General features: G+C 60.8%; 12 protein-coding genes. 8 read left to right on the top strand and 4 right to left on the bottom strand.

Going from position 1 to position 16,377, the window contains the following annotated elements:
- Entirely contained in the window at positions 1-537 is a 537-nt protein-coding gene (locus PseAD21_RS22175) for an ATP-dependent zinc protease (RefSeq protein ID WP_102357837.1), read from the bottom strand.
- Between the two features lie 337 nt (positions 538-874).
- On the opposite strand from PseAD21_RS22175, the gene PseAD21_RS22170 reads away from it, so the two are divergent.
- The 6 genes from PseAD21_RS22170 (at position 875) to prpD (ending at position 9,649) form a co-directional block, all read left to right on the top strand.
- Positions 875-1,597 (top strand): GntR family transcriptional regulator, encoded by a 723-nt coding sequence (locus tag PseAD21_RS22170; RefSeq protein ID WP_178082152.1) that lies wholly within the window; start codon positions 875-877, stop codon positions 1,595-1,597.
- Complete coding sequence (gene prpB / locus PseAD21_RS22165) at positions 1,594-2,487, top strand: methylisocitrate lyase (RefSeq protein WP_007960897.1); 894 nt, start codon at positions 1,594-1,596, stop codon at positions 2,485-2,487. The genes PseAD21_RS22170 and prpB overlap by 4 nt, the downstream gene beginning before the upstream one ends.
- 137 nt (positions 2,488-2,624) lie before the next feature.
- The gene (gene prpC, locus PseAD21_RS22160) at positions 2,625-3,752 is read left to right on the top strand and encodes a 2-methylcitrate synthase (RefSeq protein WP_102357834.1); all 1,128 of its coding nucleotides are present in this window, start codon (positions 2,625-2,627) and stop codon (positions 3,750-3,752) included.
- Positions 3,753-3,954: 202 nt separating this feature from the next.
- Complete coding sequence (gene acnD, locus PseAD21_RS22155; protein ID WP_102357832.1) at positions 3,955-6,549, top strand: Fe/S-dependent 2-methylisocitrate dehydratase AcnD; 2,595 nt, start codon at positions 3,955-3,957, stop codon at positions 6,547-6,549.
- A 54-nt stretch (positions 6,550-6,603) separates the two neighbouring features.
- Positions 6,604-7,794 carry a 2-methylaconitate cis-trans isomerase PrpF gene (gene prpF / locus PseAD21_RS22150; protein ID WP_102357831.1) on the top strand — a complete coding sequence of 397 codons (1,191 nt, stop codon included), beginning with the start codon at positions 6,604-6,606 and terminating at the stop codon, positions 7,792-7,794.
- Positions 7,795-8,164: 370 nt separating this feature from the next.
- Positions 8,165-9,649 carry a 2-methylcitrate dehydratase gene (gene prpD, locus PseAD21_RS22145; RefSeq protein ID WP_102357829.1) on the top strand — a complete coding sequence of 495 codons (1,485 nt, stop codon included), beginning with the start codon at positions 8,165-8,167 and terminating at the stop codon, positions 9,647-9,649.
- A gap of 9 nt (positions 9,650-9,658) precedes the next feature.
- On the opposite strand, the gene PseAD21_RS22140 is transcribed toward prpD, so the two are convergent.
- On the bottom strand, positions 9,659-10,381 hold the full coding sequence (locus tag PseAD21_RS22140; RefSeq protein WP_102357828.1) for an alanyl-tRNA editing protein: 723 nt from the start codon (positions 10,379-10,381) through the stop codon (positions 9,659-9,661).
- Between the two features lie 57 nt (positions 10,382-10,438).
- A complete protein-coding gene (locus PseAD21_RS22135; protein WP_102357826.1) occupies positions 10,439-11,359 on the bottom strand; it encodes a DMT family transporter in 921 nt (306 codons plus the stop codon).
- A gap of 90 nt (positions 11,360-11,449) precedes the next feature.
- Between PseAD21_RS22135 and PseAD21_RS22130 the strand changes: the two genes are divergently transcribed.
- Complete coding sequence (locus tag PseAD21_RS22130; RefSeq protein ID WP_102357825.1) at positions 11,450-12,859, top strand: PLP-dependent aminotransferase family protein; 1,410 nt, start codon at positions 11,450-11,452, stop codon at positions 12,857-12,859.
- A 114-nt stretch (positions 12,860-12,973) separates the two neighbouring features.
- On the opposite strand, the gene PseAD21_RS22125 is transcribed toward PseAD21_RS22130, so the two are convergent.
- A complete protein-coding gene (locus PseAD21_RS22125) occupies positions 12,974-13,792 on the bottom strand; it encodes a pyruvate, water dikinase regulatory protein (RefSeq protein WP_025110328.1) in 819 nt (272 codons plus the stop codon).
- A gap of 174 nt (positions 13,793-13,966) precedes the next feature.
- Here PseAD21_RS22125 and ppsA point away from each other — a divergent pair, with 174 nt between their 5' ends.
- Entirely contained in the window at positions 13,967-16,342 is a 2,376-nt protein-coding gene (ppsA, locus tag PseAD21_RS22120) for a phosphoenolpyruvate synthase (protein ID WP_102357823.1), read from the top strand.
- The last annotated feature ends 35 nt before the right edge of the window (positions 16,343-16,377 follow it).

Below are 16,377 nucleotides of genomic sequence, written 5' to 3'. Positions count from 1 at the left end.
TTACTCGGCGGTATGAGCGGCGATGGTGCAGGCGGGTTTGCCAGCAGCGTATTTAAGACTGGGGTCGACCAGCGCGTCGAAGCGTTTCAAGGCTTCGGAGCCGATCAAAAGCGGATATTGGAACGCACTTCGGTCGGTCAGGTTCACTTCGATGCTGCGCAGCGCCGAACCCATGCAGATGTCCAGCTCGATCACCGGACGCGCGGTGTACTTCTTGCCTTCTTCCGGGTCGTAGTCACCGGCGCGGCGCTTGATCTTGCTGACCCGTGCCAGCGGCCGTTCGATCGGGTGCGAGTGCGCGGCGTCGATTGCCAGATAGAAGCGCACCCACGATTCGCCGTTACGTTTGAAGCGTTTGATGTCACGGGCGCTCAGCGAAGCGGTTTTGGCGCCGGTGTCGAGTTTGGCCGCGACTTGCAGATTGATGCCATCAAGCGATGCATATTCGTTGAGGCCATACACGGTTTTTTCCCCCGCGGCAGCCAGGCCGGGCAGGCAAAACAGAGCAAAAAATGTGGGGAAGGGCTTGAGTCTCATAAATCCTGGTGCGCAGCGTTCCGTTCTCGGTTCAGGTTCCTGGCAAAACTTGCGCAAGCGCCTTCGTGTGCCTATCAGCTTTTTATGACAAGCCGTGCAAATGGCCAGCAAATGCGGCCGGCATTCTAGCACGGTGGTTTTATGGCGCCAGCGCCCGCGCCGGTCTATAACCCTTGGGGATTCCTGTGGGAGCGAGCCTGCTCCCACAGGGATTAGATCAATTGGAAGATTGACTGTGGTTATTAGACGATTGTCGACAATGTGTATTTATCCTTTGACTGGTGCGGGCTAATTAGCTAGTTTTTGCCGCATTGGATTTAAAGGTGTCGACAATATGCTGGGTCAACTCGATCCCCCGGTCATCAACGGCGACGATTCCGAGACACTCTCGGAAAACGTCTTCCGGCGCATTCAGGCGGCTATCGTCAAGGGCGAGATCGCCCCGGGCAGCAAGATCTCCGAGCCTGAACTGGCGCGCACCTACGGCATCAGTCGCGGGCCGCTGCGCGAGGCCATTCATCGGCTCGAGGGCCAGCGCCTGCTGGTACGCGTACCGCATGTCGGTGCGCGGGTGGTGTCGCTTAGCCACGCCGAATTGCTCGAACTCTACGAAATCCGCGAATCCCTTGAAGGCATGGCCTGCCGTCTGGCGGCCGAACGCATGAGCGTCGAAGAAATCGACGAACTGCGCCGGGTGCTGGAGACCCACGAGCGCGATGCCGCGTTTCAGGCCGGCGTCGGCTATTACCAGCAGGAAGGCGATTTCGACTTTCATTACCGGATCATCCAGGGCAGCGGCAACCGCACGCTGACACAGATGCTCTGCGGCGAGCTGTACCAACTGGTGCGCATGTACCGCATCCAGTTTTCCACCACGCCCAACCGGCCGCGCCAGGCCTTCGCCGAACACCACCGGATTCTCGATGCCATCGCCGACCGTGACGGTGAACTCGCGGAATTGTTGATGCGCCGCCACATCGGCGCCTCGAAACGCAACATCGCCCGTCATTACCAGGACGGCGCCGACAATAAGACAGCCACTGAACGAGGTGAGTCATGAGTTCCAAGCAGAACACTCCAGGCCAGCGTTTCCGCGATGCGGTCGCCAGCGAGCATCCCTTGCAGGTGGTCGGTGCGATCAACGCCAACCACGCGCTGCTGGCCAAGCGCGCCGGTTTCAAGGCGATCTACCTGTCCGGTGGCGGGGTGGCCGCAGGCTCCCTCGGCGTGCCGGACCTGGGCATCACCGGCCTGGATGACGTGCTGACCGACGTGCGCCGCATCACCGACGTCTGCGACCTGCCGCTGCTGGTGGACGTCGACACCGGTTTCGGTTCGTCGGCGTTCAACGTCGCGCGCACCGTGAAGTCGATGATCAAGTTCGGTGCGGCGGCGATTCACATCGAAGACCAGGTTGGCGCCAAGCGCTGCGGTCACCGTCCGAACAAAGAGATCGTCAGCCAGCAGGAAATGGTCGACCGCATCAAGGCCGCCGTTGATGCGCGTACCGATGACAGCTTCGTGATCATGGCGCGCACCGACGCGCTGGCCGTTGAAGGCCTGGAGTCGGCCCTGGATCGCGCCGCTGCGTGCATCGAGGCCGGCGCCGACATGATCTTCCCGGAAGCCATCACCGAGCTTGAGATGTACAAGCTGTTCGCCAACCGCGTGAAGGCGCCGATCCTCGCCAACATCACCGAGTTCGGCTCGACGCCGCTGTACACCACCGAGCAGTTGGCCGGCGCCGACGTGTCGCTGGTGCTCTACCCGCTGTCGGCGTTCCGCGCGATGAACAAGGCGGCGGAAAACGTCTACACCGCGATCCGCCGCGACGGCACCCAGCAGAATGTCATCGACACCATGCAGACTCGCATGGAGCTTTACGATCGCATCGACTACCACACCTTCGAGCAGAAGCTCGATGCGTTGTTTGCACAAAAGAAAGGCTGAATAAAACCCCTGTGGGAGCGAGCCTGCTCGCGAAAGCGGCGGCTCAGGCAATATCAATGTGACTGACACGACGCATTCGCGAGCAGGCTCGCTCCCACACGTTTCCCCATACAAATTCAAAAAGATTGGAGAACACAATGGCCGAAGCAAAAGTACTCAGTGGCGCCGGGCTCCGTGGCCAGGTTGCCGGGCAAACCGCACTGTCCACCGTGGGCCAGGCCGGTGCCGGGCTGACCTATCGCGGCTACGACGTGCGTGAACTGGCGGCCGACGCGCAGTTCGAAGAAGTCGCGTACCTGCTGCTCTACGGCGAGCTGCCGACCCAGGCGCAACTCGACGCCTACCAGCAAAAACTGGGCAAGCTGCGCGACTTGCCGCAAGCGCTGAAAGAAGTGCTCGAACGCATCCCCGCCGACGCGCACCCGATGGACGTGATGCGCACCGGTTGCTCGTTCCTCGGCAACCTCGAGCCGGAGAAAGACTTCTCCGAACAGCGCGACAAGACTGACCGTCTGCTCGCCGCATTCCCGGCGATCATGTGCTACTGGTATCGCTTCAGCCATGACGGCAAGCGCATCAACTGCGTCAGCGACGAGCCAACCATCGGTGGTCACTTCCTGCACTTGCTGCACGACAAGAAGCCGAGCGAGCTGCACGTCAAAGTGATGAACGTGTCGCTGATCCTCTACGCCGAACACGAATTCAACGCTTCGACCTTCACCGCTCGCGTCTGCGCCTCGACCCTGTCCGACCTGTATTCCTGCGTCACCGCGGCCATCGGTTCGCTGCGCGGCCCGTTGCACGGCGGCGCCAACGAAGCGGCGATGGAAATGATCGAGCGCTTCTCATCGCCCGAAGAGGCGATCAAAGGCACCCTTGGCATGCTCGAACGCAAGGACAAGATCATGGGCTTCGGCCACGCGATCTATAAGGACAGCGATCCGCGCAACGAGGTGATCAAGGGCTGGTCGAAACAACTCGCCGACGAAGTGGGCGACAAGGTGTTGTTCGCGGTCTCGGAAGCCATCGACAAGACCATGTGGGAGCAGAAGAAACTGTTCCCCAACGCCGACTTCTACCATGCCTCGGCGTACCACTTCATGGGCATTCCGACCAAGCTGTTCACGCCGATCTTCGTCTGCTCGCGCCTGACCGGCTGGGCCGCGCACGTGTTCGAACAGCGTGCCAACAACCGCATTATCCGTCCGAGCGCCGAGTACATCGGCGTTGAACAGCGCAAGTTCGTGCCAATCGAACGTCGCTGAAATGGTGGGCTGACCCGAAGCGCAAGATCACCGCTAAACCCTGTAGGAGTGAGCCTGCTCGCGATGACGGACTGACATTCACCATCGATGTCGACTGATCTACCGCTATCGCGAGCAGGCTCACTCCTACAAGGGACGGTGTGAATCTTGAGTCTGGCGTCAGCCAACCCTTTGAAACTACCGTGACCCGAGTCCTGACCCGATGAACACAGAATTCCGCAAAAACCTGCCCGGCAGTTCCCTGGATTACTTCGACGTCCGCGCGGCGGTCGAGGCGATTCAGTCCGGCAGTTACGACACCCTGCCGTACACCTCCCGCGTGCTGGCGGAAAACCTCGTGCGTCGCTGCGACCCGGCCACGCTCACCGATTCGCTGAAACAACTGATCGAGCGCAAACGCGACCTCGACTTCCCGTGGTTCCCGGCGCGGGTGGTGTGCCACGACATTCTCGGCCAGACCGCACTGGTCGACCTCGCTGGCCTGCGTGACGCGATTGCCCTGCAGGGCGGCGACCCGGCGCAGGTCAACCCGGTGGTGCCGACGCAACTGATCGTCGACCACTCGCTGGCGGTGGAGGCGGGCGGTTTCGACAAGCGGGCGTTCGAGAAGAACCGCGCCATCGAAGACCGACGCAACGAAGACCGTTTCCACTTCATCAACTGGACCAAAAAGGCTTTCAAGAACGTTGATGTGATCCCGCCAGGCAACGGCATCATGCACCAGATCAACCTGGAGAAAATGTCCCCGGTGATCCAGGTGCGCGACGGCGTGGCGTTCCCTGACACCTGCGTCGGCACCGACAGCCACACCCCGCACGTCGATGCGCTGGGTGTGATCGCCATCGGCGTTGGTGGCCTCGAAGCCGAGAGCGTGATGCTCGGTCGCGCCTCGTGGATGCGTCTGCCGGAAAGCGTCGGCGTCGAACTGACCGGCAAGCTGCAACCGGGCATCACCGCCACCGACATGGTGCTGGCGCTGACCGAATACCTGCGCAAACAGAAAGTCGTCGGCGCGTGGCTGGAGTTCTTCGGCGAAGGCGCGGCTGCGCTGACCCTCGGCGACCGCGCGACCATCTCCAACATGGCCCCGGAATACGGCGCCACGGCGGCGATGTTCTACATCGATCAGCAAACCATCGACTACCTGAAACTCACCGGTCGCGAAGACCAGCAAGTGCAGCTTGTCGAGCAGTACGCCAAGTTGAACGGCCTGTGGGCCGACAGCCTGAAGGGCGCGCAATACGAGCGTGGCCTGAGCTTCGACCTGTCGTCGGTGGTGCGCAACATGGCCGGCCCGAGCAACCCGCACGCTCGCGTGGCGGTGGCGGATCTGGCGGCCAAAGGCATCTCCGGGCAGTGGGATGATGTGCCGGGGCAAATGCCTGACGGCGCAGTGATCATCGCTGCCATCACCAGTTGCACCAACACCAGCAACCCGCGCAACGTGATCGCCGCCGGCCTTTTGGCGCGCAACGCCAACAAACTTGGGCTGACGCGCAAGCCGTGGGTCAAATCCTCACTGGCGCCGGGTTCGAAAACCGTCGCGCTGTACCTTGATGAAGCGGGGCTGACGACGGAGCTGGAGCAACTCGGTTTCGGCGTCGTCGCGTTCGCCTGCACCACCTGCAACGGCATGTCCGGCGCACTCGATCCGGTGATCCAGCAAGAGATAATCGACCGCGACTTGTACGCGACCGCCGTGCTCTCGGGCAACCGCAACTTCGACGGCCGCATCCACCCGTACGCCAAGCAGGCGTTCCTCGCGTCGCCACCGCTGGTGGTCGCGTACGCCATCGCCGGCACCATTCGTTTCGACATCGAGAAAGATGTGCTGGGCGTGGTCGATGGCAAACAAATCCGCTTGAAGGACATCTGGCCGAGCGATGAAGAAATCGACGCGGTGGTGAAGTCGTCGGTCAAGCCGGAGCAGTTCCGTCAGGTCTACATTCCGATGTTCGCGATCCACGAAGACACCGGCCCGAAAGTCACGCCGCTGTACGACTGGCGCGAGATGAGCACCTACATCCGCCGTCCGCCGTACTGGGAAGGCGCGCTGGCCGGCGCCCGTCCGCTGAAGGGCATGCGCCCGCTGGCGGTGTTGCCGGACAACATCACCACCGATCACCTGTCACCCTCGAACGCGATCATGCTCGACAGCGCCGCCGGCGAATACCTGGCGAAAATGGGCCTGCCGGAAGAGGACTTCAACTCCTACGCCACGCACCGTGGTGACCATCTGACTGCACAGCGCGCGACCTTCGCCAACCCGAAACTTTTCAACGAAATGGTCGTGGAAAACGGCAAGGTCAAACAGGGTTCGCTGGCGCGTGTCGAGCCGGAAGGCAAAGTCATGCGCATGTGGGAAGCCATCGAAACCTACATGGAACGCAAGCAGCCGCTGATCATCATTGCTGGCGCCGATTATGGTCAGGGTTCGTCCCGTGACTGGGCGGCCAAGGGCGTGCGTCTGGCCGGTGTCGAGGCGATTGCCGCCGAAGGTTTCGAGCGCATTCACCGTACCAACCTGGTGGGCATGGGCGTGTTGCCGCTGGAGTTCAAACCTGGCACCGACCGCAAGACACTGGGCATCGACGGCAGTGAAACCTACGACGTGATCGGCGCCCGCACGCCGCGCGCCGACCTGACGCTGGTGATCCATCGCAAGAACGGCGAGCGCGTCGACGTGCCGGTGACCTGCCGCCTCGATACCGCTGAAGAAGTGTCGATCTACGAGGCCGGCGGCGTGTTGCAGCGCTTCGCCCAGGACTTCCTCGAAGAGTCGGCGGTTGCCGTTTAAATCAACTGATACAGGCGTGAGATCCACATCTCACGCCTGTGGTTAAGGAGCACCATGGCTCACGCACCGCAAATAAAGATTCCCGCCACCTACATGCGCGGTGGCACCAGCAAAGGCGTGTTTTTCAGCCTGCAGGATTTGCCCGAAGTCGCCCAGGTTCCAGGACCGGCCCGCGATGCCTTGCTGCTGCGAGTGATCGGCAGCCCCGACCCGTACGACAAGCAGATCGATGGCATGGGCGGCGCTACTTCAAGTACCAGCAAAACCGTGATTCTGTCGAAAAGCATCAAGGCTGATCACGATGTCGATTACCTGTTCGGTCAGGTGTCGATCGACAAGCCGTTCGTGGACTGGAGCGGCAACTGCGGCAACCTCTCGGCAGCGGTCGGTTCGTTTGCCATCAGCAACGGTCTGGTTGATGCCAGCCGCATTCCGCACAACGGCGTGGCGGTGGTGCGTGTGTGGCAGGCCAACATTGGCAAGACCATCATCGCTCACGTACCGATCACCAACGGCGAAGTGCAGGAAACCGGTGATTTCGAACTCGACGGCGTGACCTTTCCGGCGGCCGAAGTGCAGGTCGAATTCATGGACCCGGCGGCGGAAGAAGAGGGCGGCGGTGGCTCGATGTTCCCCACCGGCAACCTGATCGATCAGCTGGAAGTACCGGGCGTCGGCACGTTCCAGGCGACCATGATCAACGCCGGGATCCCGACGATTTTCGTCAACGCCGAAGACATCGGCTACACCGGCACCGAGCTGCAAAGCGCGATCAACAGCGATCCGAAAGCGCTGCAGATGTTCGAAACCATCCGCGCTTACGGTGCGTTGCGCATGGGCCTGATCGCGAATCTGGACGAAGCGGCCAAGCGTCAGCACACGCCAAAAGTCGCGTTCGTCGCCAAGCCTGCGGATTACGTCGCGTCCAGCGGCAAGGCGATTGCCGCCGGTGACGTCGACCTGCTGGTGCGTGCACTGTCGATGGGCAAATTGCACCACGCGATGATGGGCACGGCGGCGGTGGCGATTGGCACGGCGGCGGCGATTTCCGGGACTCTAGTGAATCTCGCAGCGGGTGGCGTTGAACGCGATGCCGTGCGCTTCGGGCATCCGTCCGGGACGTTGCGCGTAGGCGCCGAGGCCAGTCTGGAGAGCGGCGAATGGGTGGTAAAAAAAGCCATCATGAGCCGCAGTGCGCGCGTCCTCATGGAAGGCTACGTTCGCGTGCCTGGCGACGCTTTCTGACCCGACACCGAATAAACCTGTAGGAGTGAGCCTGCTCGCGATAGCGGACTGACATTCAACATCGACGTTGCCTGACACACCGCTTTCGCGAGCAGGCTCACTCCTACACTGGATTGCATTTCAAGGCAGGGCGATTTAGTGCTGGACCGTAACGTTCGCGTGCCCGGCGACGCTTTCTGATGCTACACCGAGCAAAAACTGTGGGAGCGGGCTTGCTCGCGAAGGCGTAGTGTCAGTCGACATTTTCGCTGGCTGACACACCACCATCGCGAGCACGCTCGCTCCCACAGTGGATTGCATTTCAACCATAAGAAAAAATCAGCCCTGAACCGAGGTCCCATCAACGAACCACTGCAAGAGTGAATCGAACATGAGCGCCAACGTCGACCTGAACAACCGCCCCGACTACGACCGTGTCCTGCAGGACATCGCCGATTATGTCCTTACTTACAAAATCGAATCTGCCGAAGCCCTCGACACCGCCCGCAACTGCCTGATGGACACGTTGGGCTGTGGCCTGCTGGCACTGCGTTTCCCCGAATGCACCAAGCACCTTGGCCCGATCGTCGAAGGCACCGTCGTGCCGTTCGGGGCGCGGGTGCCCGGCACGTCGTATCGCCTGGACCCGGTAAAAGCCGCGTGGGACATCGGCTGCATCGTGCGCTGGCTCGATTACAACGACACCTGGCTGGCCGCCGAATGGGGGCATCCGTCGGACAACCTCGGCGCGATTCTCGCGGTGGCCGATCACCTGTCGCAGAAGCGCATCGCCAACGCAGAAACGCCGCTGACGGTGCGCGATGTGCTGGAGGCGATGATCATGGCCCACGAGATTCAAGGCGTGATCGCCCTGGAAAACTCCTTCAATCGCGTCGGGCTCGATCACGTGATGCTGGTGAAAGTCGCCTCGACCGCCGTCACCGCGAAGCTGATGGGCGCCAATCGCGAGCAACTGTTGTCGGCGTTGTCCCATGCCTTCGCCGACGGTCAGGCGCTGCGCACCTATCGGCATGCGCCGAATGCCGGGTCACGCAAATCCTGGGCGGCGGGGGATGCGACCAGTCGTGGCGTGCGTCTGGCCGATATCGCCTTGCGCGGCGAGATGGGCATTCCCGGGGTGCTGACTGCCAGGCAGTGGGGCTTCTACGACGTCTCGTTCAGCCACACCAACAACGATCTGGCGCTCAAGCCCGAGGGTAAACGTGCCTTCAGCTTCTCGCGGCCCTACGGCAGTTACGTGATGGAAAACGTGCTGTTCAAGATCAGTTTTCCCGCCGAGTTTCACGCACAAACCGCCTGCGAAGCAGCCGTCACTCTGCACCCGCTGGTGCGCAATCGGCTGCATGAAATCGACCGCATCGTCATCACCACCCATGAGTCGGCGATTCGCATCATTTCCAAGGTCGGGCCGCTGGCCAATGCCGCCGACCGCGACCACTGCATCCAGTACATGACGGCGGTGCCGCTGGCGTTCGGCAATCTGGTGGCCGAGCAGTACGAAGACGATTTCCACGCCGCACACCCGATCATCGATGTGCTGCGTGAAAAAATGGTCATCGTCGAGGAGCCGCGTTTCACTCGCGAATACCTTGAGGCCGACAAACGTTCGATTGCCAACGCGGTGCAGGTGTTTTTCAAGGATGGCAGCAGCACCGAGAACGTGGTGGTGGAATACCCGATCGGCCACCGTCGCCGTCGCGCCGAGGGCATTGCGTTGCTCGAAGACAAGTTCAAAGCCAACCTGGCGACGCGTTTCACCGGCCAGCGCAGCCACCAGATTTTCACCCTGTGCAAGGATCAGGCGCAGCTTGAGGCAACCCCGGTTCAGCGCTTTGTCGATCTGTTGGTGATTTAGACCGGTCACTCAGGCCTGTTCAAAACGCAGGATCACGCGGCGGTTGGTCCTGCTCTTTTTCTCGATTTTTTCGCAGTACACCCGACCGATTTCCCGGGTGTTATGCACATGGGTGCCGCCACAGGGCTGGATGTCGACACCGCTGATTTCCACGACCCGCAGCTCGTCCTGGAATACAGGTGGCCGGGCGGTTTTTTTCGGCAGGTCGGAATACTCCGAGGCCTGCATGGTCATCACGTTGATCGGGCAGGCGCGTTCGATCAGCGTATTGAGATCGCGGGTGATGCTGTCTTTGTCGAGGGTCATTTCCGGCAGATCGAAATCCAGTCGGCCCTTGTCGACGCTGATACTGCAACCGGTCACCGGTGCGTCGATGAGCGCACCCAGCAGATGCAGGCAGGTGTGCATCTTCATGTGCTGGTAACGCCGTTGCCAGTCGAGGCTGGCGTTGAGCAGTGCGCCGGTACACAGCTGTGGCGGGCACTCCTGCACCTGATGCCAGATGATCGACGGCAACAGAGGATCGCGCACGGTGCCGGTCACCGCGATCCGGGTGCCATCGACCAGGCTGAAATACCCCGTGTCGCCCGGCTGCCCGCCGCCGGTGGGATAGAACAGGGTGTGTTCGAGCACGACGGCCTGATCGACCACGGCGATTACCCGGGCCCCAAAGTCCCGCCGGTAGGGTTCACTGTTAAACAGGCTGAGGGTTTCCATGGTGTGTACCGACATTTGAACCTCCGATGTTCAAAGTTGAGTGGTATGTGTGAGCCCTTGTGCTCACGCCGGTCAGCGTTTGAGCGGCAGTTTGGTGATCGCGAAACCGGCGAGCAGGATCGCCGAATACAGCATCAGGTCCCGGGAGATCGGCGTGCCTTCGTACCAGGCCCCGATGAGCAGGGCGAACACCGGGAAGATGATGAACACAAACGACAGCAGCACCGGGCTCAGGCGTTTGAGCAGAATGAAATACACGATAAAACCGCCCACCGATGCCACCAGTCCGAGGTAGAGCAGGGCGCCCCAGGAACGTGCGGTGACGTCCTTGAACACCGGTGTTTCCAGGTTCAATCCGACAATAAATAACAGCAGTCCGGCGATGCCGATCGGCAGGGTGTTGTAAGTGATCACGCTGATCGCGCTGCCGTGTTTCTTGGTCACCACGTAGCACAGCGCATGCAGGATCGCCGCACACAGAATCGCCAGTACACCGAGCCATTCGGCCTGGTCCAGATGCAGGCCCTGGCTGCGAATGATCATGAACAGGCTGGCAAAACCGATGGCGATGCCGAGCATCTGCGTCGCAAGGATTTTCTCGCGCAGAAACAGCGCGGAGAACATCAGGATGAACACCGGCATACAGCTGAACAACAGCGCGGTCAGCCCCGACGAAACATGCAGTTCACCGTAGTTGAGCAAGTAGTACGGCAGGCTGAAATACGACAGGGTGACGAACACGAAAAACCAGCGGCTCTGCCGTGGGAACAGCAGCGGCTCCTTGCGCAGCACGGCAAAACTCAGAAACAGCGGAAAGGCAATCAGAAAACGCAGCCCCGCAGCCGTCAGCGGCGGCACGCTTTCCACCGCAATCTTGATCCCAAGCCAAGTGGTGCCCCAGCTCAGGCAGACGATCAGAAACAGCGTGCAGGTGAGCAAACCGGCGAGCCAGGGCTTGCTCGCGTTCAACGGTGTGCTGATGGCTATCGACATGTGTGTACTCCGCAGCGGAGAAATTGACCTCGTTGGTGAAAAGGGTTATCCCTGATTGCACCTGTTTTCAGCACGCTATTCGGGGCGACAATGACTGTCAAAGTAAGTATTGCCATGGTGTCAATCCTGCGCGATGGCCTGGCCAATGGTGTCGGCGTGAAATACAAGCGCTTGGCGGATGCGGTGGAACAAGCGATTGCCGAGGGTGCGATCGCTGCCGGCGCGAAGCTGCCGCCGCACCGGTTGTTGGCCGACAGCCTGGGTGTGACCATCGGCACCATCAGTCGCGCCTATGGCGAGTTGGAGCGGGTCGGTTTGGTCGTCGCGCGTGTAGGAGACGGTACTTTCGTGCGTCAGCGCGGGATGGAGCGAACGCGGGACAAGGGGTTTCGCAACGTCAGCGAAGAGCCGCGTGCTTGCTTCGACATGAGTCGGAATCAGCCGATTCCCGGGCAGGAAAGCGCTTTCATGAGTCTGACGCTGCAGGCGTTGGCCAACGATTCTCACAGCCTGCAGCAGTTGACCGGCTACACCGCCGAAAGCGGCTTGCCCCGGCATCGGCAGGCGGGTGCTTACTGGCTGAGCCATGGGGCATTTCAGGTGGATGCCGATCAGGTGTTGTGCGTCAACGGCGGTCAGCACGGGCTGCTGTGCGCATTGATGGGCTTGCTCAAGGCCGGTGATACCGTGGTCACCGAGCATCTTTCCTACCCGGGTTTGATCAGCGTCGCGCGCCAGCTCGGGATCAAACTGATTGGTGTCGCAATGGACGCTGAAGGCTTGTTGCCGTCGGCGCTGGAGGACGTCTGCCGACAGCATCGGGTGTCAGCGTTGTACTGCACGCCAACCCTCCAGAATCCTACCGCGGCGGTGATGTCGGTCCCACGCCGCGAAGCCATTGCCGAACTCTGCCGGCAACACAATCTGCTGATTTTCGAGGACGAGGCGCATGCGCTGCTGGATCGCCAGCGACCGCTGCCCCTGAGTGCGTTTGCGGCGGAGCGCTCGGTGCTGATCGGGAGTTTGAGCAAAGCGGTGTCAGCCGGGCTGCGTGTCGGTTACCTGCACGCGCCGCACGCGTTGCTCGGGCGTTTGAGTGCAGCCATTCGCGGGACGTGCTGGATGGCCAATCCGTTGGCAATGGAGGTGGCGTGCCGCTGGATCGAAAGCGGCATTGCCACACAGCTGCTCAACGAGCAAATCAGTGAAATTGGCCGGCGCAAGGCGTTGGTCAGCGCGGCGCTGAAAGACCTGGCGTACAGGACGCACGTCCACAGTCCGCACTTCTGGATCGAGGTGCCCGAGCTGTGGCGCGCGTCGCAGATTGCTGCAGAACTGAAGGAGAACAACTACTTGGTGGCCACCGCCGAGGCCTTTGCGGTCGGGCATGGCGCGGTGCCACAGTTCATCCGGGCGAGTGTGTGTAATTCGGTGGGGGATGACCGGTTGTTGCTCGCAGGCTTCGAAGCGTTGGCGCGAGCACTCACCGAGACCGTGTAATCGTTCTTCGCGAGCAGGCTCACTCCCACATTCGACCGCATTCCAACTGGAGGAACACGATCAAACTGTGGGAGCGAGCCTGCTCGCGAAAGCGTCAGATCAGACACCAAAAATCTATTTGAAACGCCGCTCCACGCCTTTCTCCACCAGAATCTTCGCCGAAATCTCTTCCACCGAAAAATGCGTGGAGTTGATGTGCGGGATGTTTTCGCGGCGGAACAGGTTTTCCACTTCGCGCACTTCGAATTCGCACTGGGCGTAGCTCGAATAGCGGCTGTTGGGCTTGCGCTCGTTGCGGATCGCGGTGAGGCGATCCGGGTCGATGGTCAGGCCGAACAGCTTGTGCTGATGGGCGCGCAGGGCGGTCGGCAGGGTCAGGCGCTCCATGTCGTCTTCGGTCAGCGGGTAGTTGGCCGCGCGGATGCCGAATTGCATCGCCATGTACAGACACGTCGGCGTCTTACCACATCGCGACACGCCCACTAGTATCAGGTCGGCCTTGTCGTAATAGTGGGTGCGTGCGCCGTCGTCGTTGTCGAGGGCGAAGTTCACCGCCTCGATGCGCTCCATGTAATTGGAGTTGTGCCCGATCGAGTGCGACTTGCCGACGGTGTAGGAAGAATGCTCGGTCAGTTCCTGTTCGAGCGGGGCCAGGAACGTCGAGAAAATGTCGATCATGAAACCATTGGAGGTTGCGAGAATCTCACGAATGTCCTGATTGACGATGGTGTCGAAGATAATCGGACGCAAGCCGTCGGTTTCAGCGGCTTTGTTGATTTGTTGTACCATGGCCCGCGCTTTGTCCGCGTTGTCGATATACGGCCGCGTGAGCTTGGTGAAGGTAATGTTTTCGAACTGCGCCAGAAGGCTTTGACCCAGGGTTTCGGCGGTAATGCCGGTGCCATCGGAGATAAAGAAAGCAGATCGTTTCATTTGCACCTTGGGCCTTAAGCTAATGAGCATTCTTGGATATGATAGGCGCGATTTGCCGGCCGCCATTGGCCCGCATTCTCACTTATTTTCCAGGTCCAGGCCATACAGCCGGCCAACGCTCCCCCGAGCTGCCGGTTTCTGAGCTTTTCCAACACAGTTAGTGGAGAGATCACCTTGGTAGAGTACGTAGTTTCCCTCGATAAGCTCGGCAAACACGATGTTGAGCATGTGGGGGGCAAGAACGCATCCCTGGGCGAGATGATCAGCAACCTGGCGGGTGCCGGTGTGTCGGTCCCCGGCGGTTTCGCCACCACCGCGCAGGCCTATCGCGACTTTCTCGAACTGAGCGGCCTCAACGAGCAGATCCACAAGGCTCTCGACGCCCTGGACGTCGATGACGTCAACGCGCTGGCCAAGACCGGCGCGCAGATCCGCCAATGGATCATGGAAGCCCAATTCCCTGAAAAACTGAATGCCGAGATCCGCACCGCGTTCGCCGCGCTGTCGGCCGGTAACCCTGACGTGGCCGTGGCCGTGCGCTCCTCGGCGACTGCCGAAGACTTGCCGGACGCATCGTTTGCCGGCCAGCAGGAAACCTTCCTGAACATCCGTGGTGTGGAAAACGTTATCCGCGCCGCCAAAGAGGTGTTCGCCTCGCTGTTCAACGATCGTGCGATTTCCTACCGCGTGCACCAGGGCTTCGATCACAAACTGGTCGCCCTGTCGGCTGGCGTGCAGCGCATGGTGCGTTCGGAAACCGGCACTGCCGGTGTGATGTTCACCCTCGATACCGAATCCGGTTTCCGTGACGTGGTGTTCATCACCGGCGCCTACGGTCTGGGCGAAACCGTTGTACAAGGCGCGGTCAACCCGGACGAATTCTACGTGCACAAGGGCACCCTGGAAGCCGGTCGTCCGGCGATCCTGCGACGCAACCTGGGCAGCAAAGCGATCAAGATGATCTACGGCGACGAGGCCAAGGCCGGTCGTTCGGTCAAGACCGTTGATGTCGACAAGGCCGAGCGCGCGCGTTTCTGCCTGACCGATGCAGAAGTCAGCGAGCTGGCCAAGCAGGCGATGATCATCGAGAAGCACTACGGCTGCCCGATGGACATCGAGTGGGCCAAGGACGGTGACGACGGCAAGCTGTACATCGTGCAGGCCCGTCCGGAAACCGTGAAGAGCCGCACCCAGGCCAACGTCATGGAGCGTTACCTGCTGAAAGAAACCGGCACCGTGCTGGTGGAAGGTCGTGCGATTGGCCAGCGCATCGGCGCCGGTAAAGTGCGCATCATCAAAGACGTGTCCGAGATGGACAAAGTCCAGCCGGGCGACGTATTGGTGTCCGACATGACCGACCCGGACTGGGAGCCGGTGATGAAACGCGCCAGCGCCATCGTCACCAACCGTGGCGGGCGTACCTGCCACGCGGCGATCATCGCCCGTGAACTGGGCATTCCAGCGGTTGTGGGTTGCGGCAACGCCACCCAACTGCTGAAGGATGGCCAGGGTGTGACCGTGTCTTGCGCCGAAGGCGACACCGGTTACATCTTCGAAGGCGAGCTGGGCTTCGACGTCAAGAAGAACTCCGTGGACGCAATGCCGGAATTGCCGTTCAAGATCATGATGAACGTCGGCAACCCGGACCGCGCCTTCGACTTCGCACAGCTGCCGAACGCCGGTGTGGGCCTGGCCCGTCTGGAGTTCATCATCAATCGCATGATCGGCGTGCACCCCAAGGCACTGCTGAACTACGACGGCCTGCCGCAGGAAATCAAGGACAGCGTCGACAAGCGCATCGCCGGTTACAGCGACCCGGTCGACTTCTACGTCGACAAACTGGTGGAAGGCATCAGCACTCTGGCTGCGGCGTTCACGCCGAAAAAAGTCATCGTGCGCCTGTCGGACTTCAAGTCCAACGAATACGCCAACCTGATCGGCGGCAAGCTCTACGAGCCGGAAGAAGAAAACCCGATGCTGGGCTTCCGTGGCGCTTCGCGTTACATCAGCGAATCGTTCCGTGACTGCTTCGAACTCGAGTGCCGCGCGCTGAAGCGTGTGCGCAACGAGATGGGCCTGACCAACGTCGAAATCATGGTGCCGTTCGTGCGTACCTTGGGCGAGGCCAGCCAGGTAATCGATCTGCTCGCCGAAAACGGTCTGGCTCGCGGCGAAAACGGTCTGCGCATCATCATGATGTGCGAACTGCCATCCAACGCGATTCTCGCTGAAGAATTCCTCGAATTCTTCGACGGTTTCTCGATCGGTTCCAACGACCTGACCCAACTGACATTGGGTCTGGACCGTGACTCCGGGATCATCGCGCACCTGTTCGATGAGCGTAATCCGGCGGTCAAGAAGCTGTTGGCCAACGCGATTGCCGCATGCAACAAGGCCGGCAAGTACATCGGCATCTGCGGTCAGGGCCCTTCGGACCATCCGGACCTGGCCAAGTGGCTGATGGAACAGGGCATCGAAAGCGTGTCGCTGAACCCGGATTCCGTACTGGAAACCTGGTTCTTCCTGGCGGAAGGCCAAGCGCAGGCCTGATAAGTATGTGAACGGCCCGTTCCCTCTGTGGGAGC

Source organism: Pseudomonas sp. AD21 (assembly GCF_002878485.1).
GTDB lineage: Bacteria > Pseudomonadota > Gammaproteobacteria > Pseudomonadales > Pseudomonadaceae > Aquipseudomonas.
The sequence above is the reverse complement of the archived record's forward strand: the minus strand, read 5'-3'. Positions and strand labels throughout refer to the sequence as shown.

What these genes read in the sequence shown, in the direction of transcription:
- PseAD21_RS22175 (WP_102357837.1), bottom strand. Translation starts at nt 537, where the DNA reads ATGAGACTCAAGCCCTTCCCCACATTTTTTGCTCTGTTTTGCCTGCCC.
- prpB (WP_007960897.1), top strand. Translation starts at nt 1,594, where the DNA reads ATGAGTTCCAAGCAGAACACTCCAGGCCAGCGTTTCCGCGATGCGGTC.
- prpC (WP_102357834.1), top strand. Translation starts at nt 2,625, where the DNA reads ATGGCCGAAGCAAAAGTACTCAGTGGCGCCGGGCTCCGTGGCCAGGTT.
- acnD (WP_102357832.1), top strand. Translation starts at nt 3,955, where the DNA reads ATGAACACAGAATTCCGCAAAAACCTGCCCGGCAGTTCCCTGGATTAC.
- prpF (WP_102357831.1), top strand. Translation starts at nt 6,604, where the DNA reads ATGGCTCACGCACCGCAAATAAAGATTCCCGCCACCTACATGCGCGGT.
- prpD (WP_102357829.1), top strand. Translation starts at nt 8,165, where the DNA reads ATGAGCGCCAACGTCGACCTGAACAACCGCCCCGACTACGACCGTGTC.
- PseAD21_RS22140 (WP_102357828.1), bottom strand. Translation starts at nt 10,381, where the DNA reads ATGTCGGTACACACCATGGAAACCCTCAGCCTGTTTAACAGTGAACCC.
- PseAD21_RS22135 (WP_102357826.1), bottom strand. Translation starts at nt 11,359, where the DNA reads ATGTCGATAGCCATCAGCACACCGTTGAACGCGAGCAAGCCCTGGCTC.
- PseAD21_RS22130 (WP_102357825.1), top strand. Translation starts at nt 11,450, where the DNA reads ATGACTGTCAAAGTAAGTATTGCCATGGTGTCAATCCTGCGCGATGGC.
- PseAD21_RS22125 (WP_025110328.1), bottom strand. Translation starts at nt 13,792, where the DNA reads ATGAAACGATCTGCTTTCTTTATCTCCGATGGCACCGGCATTACCGCC.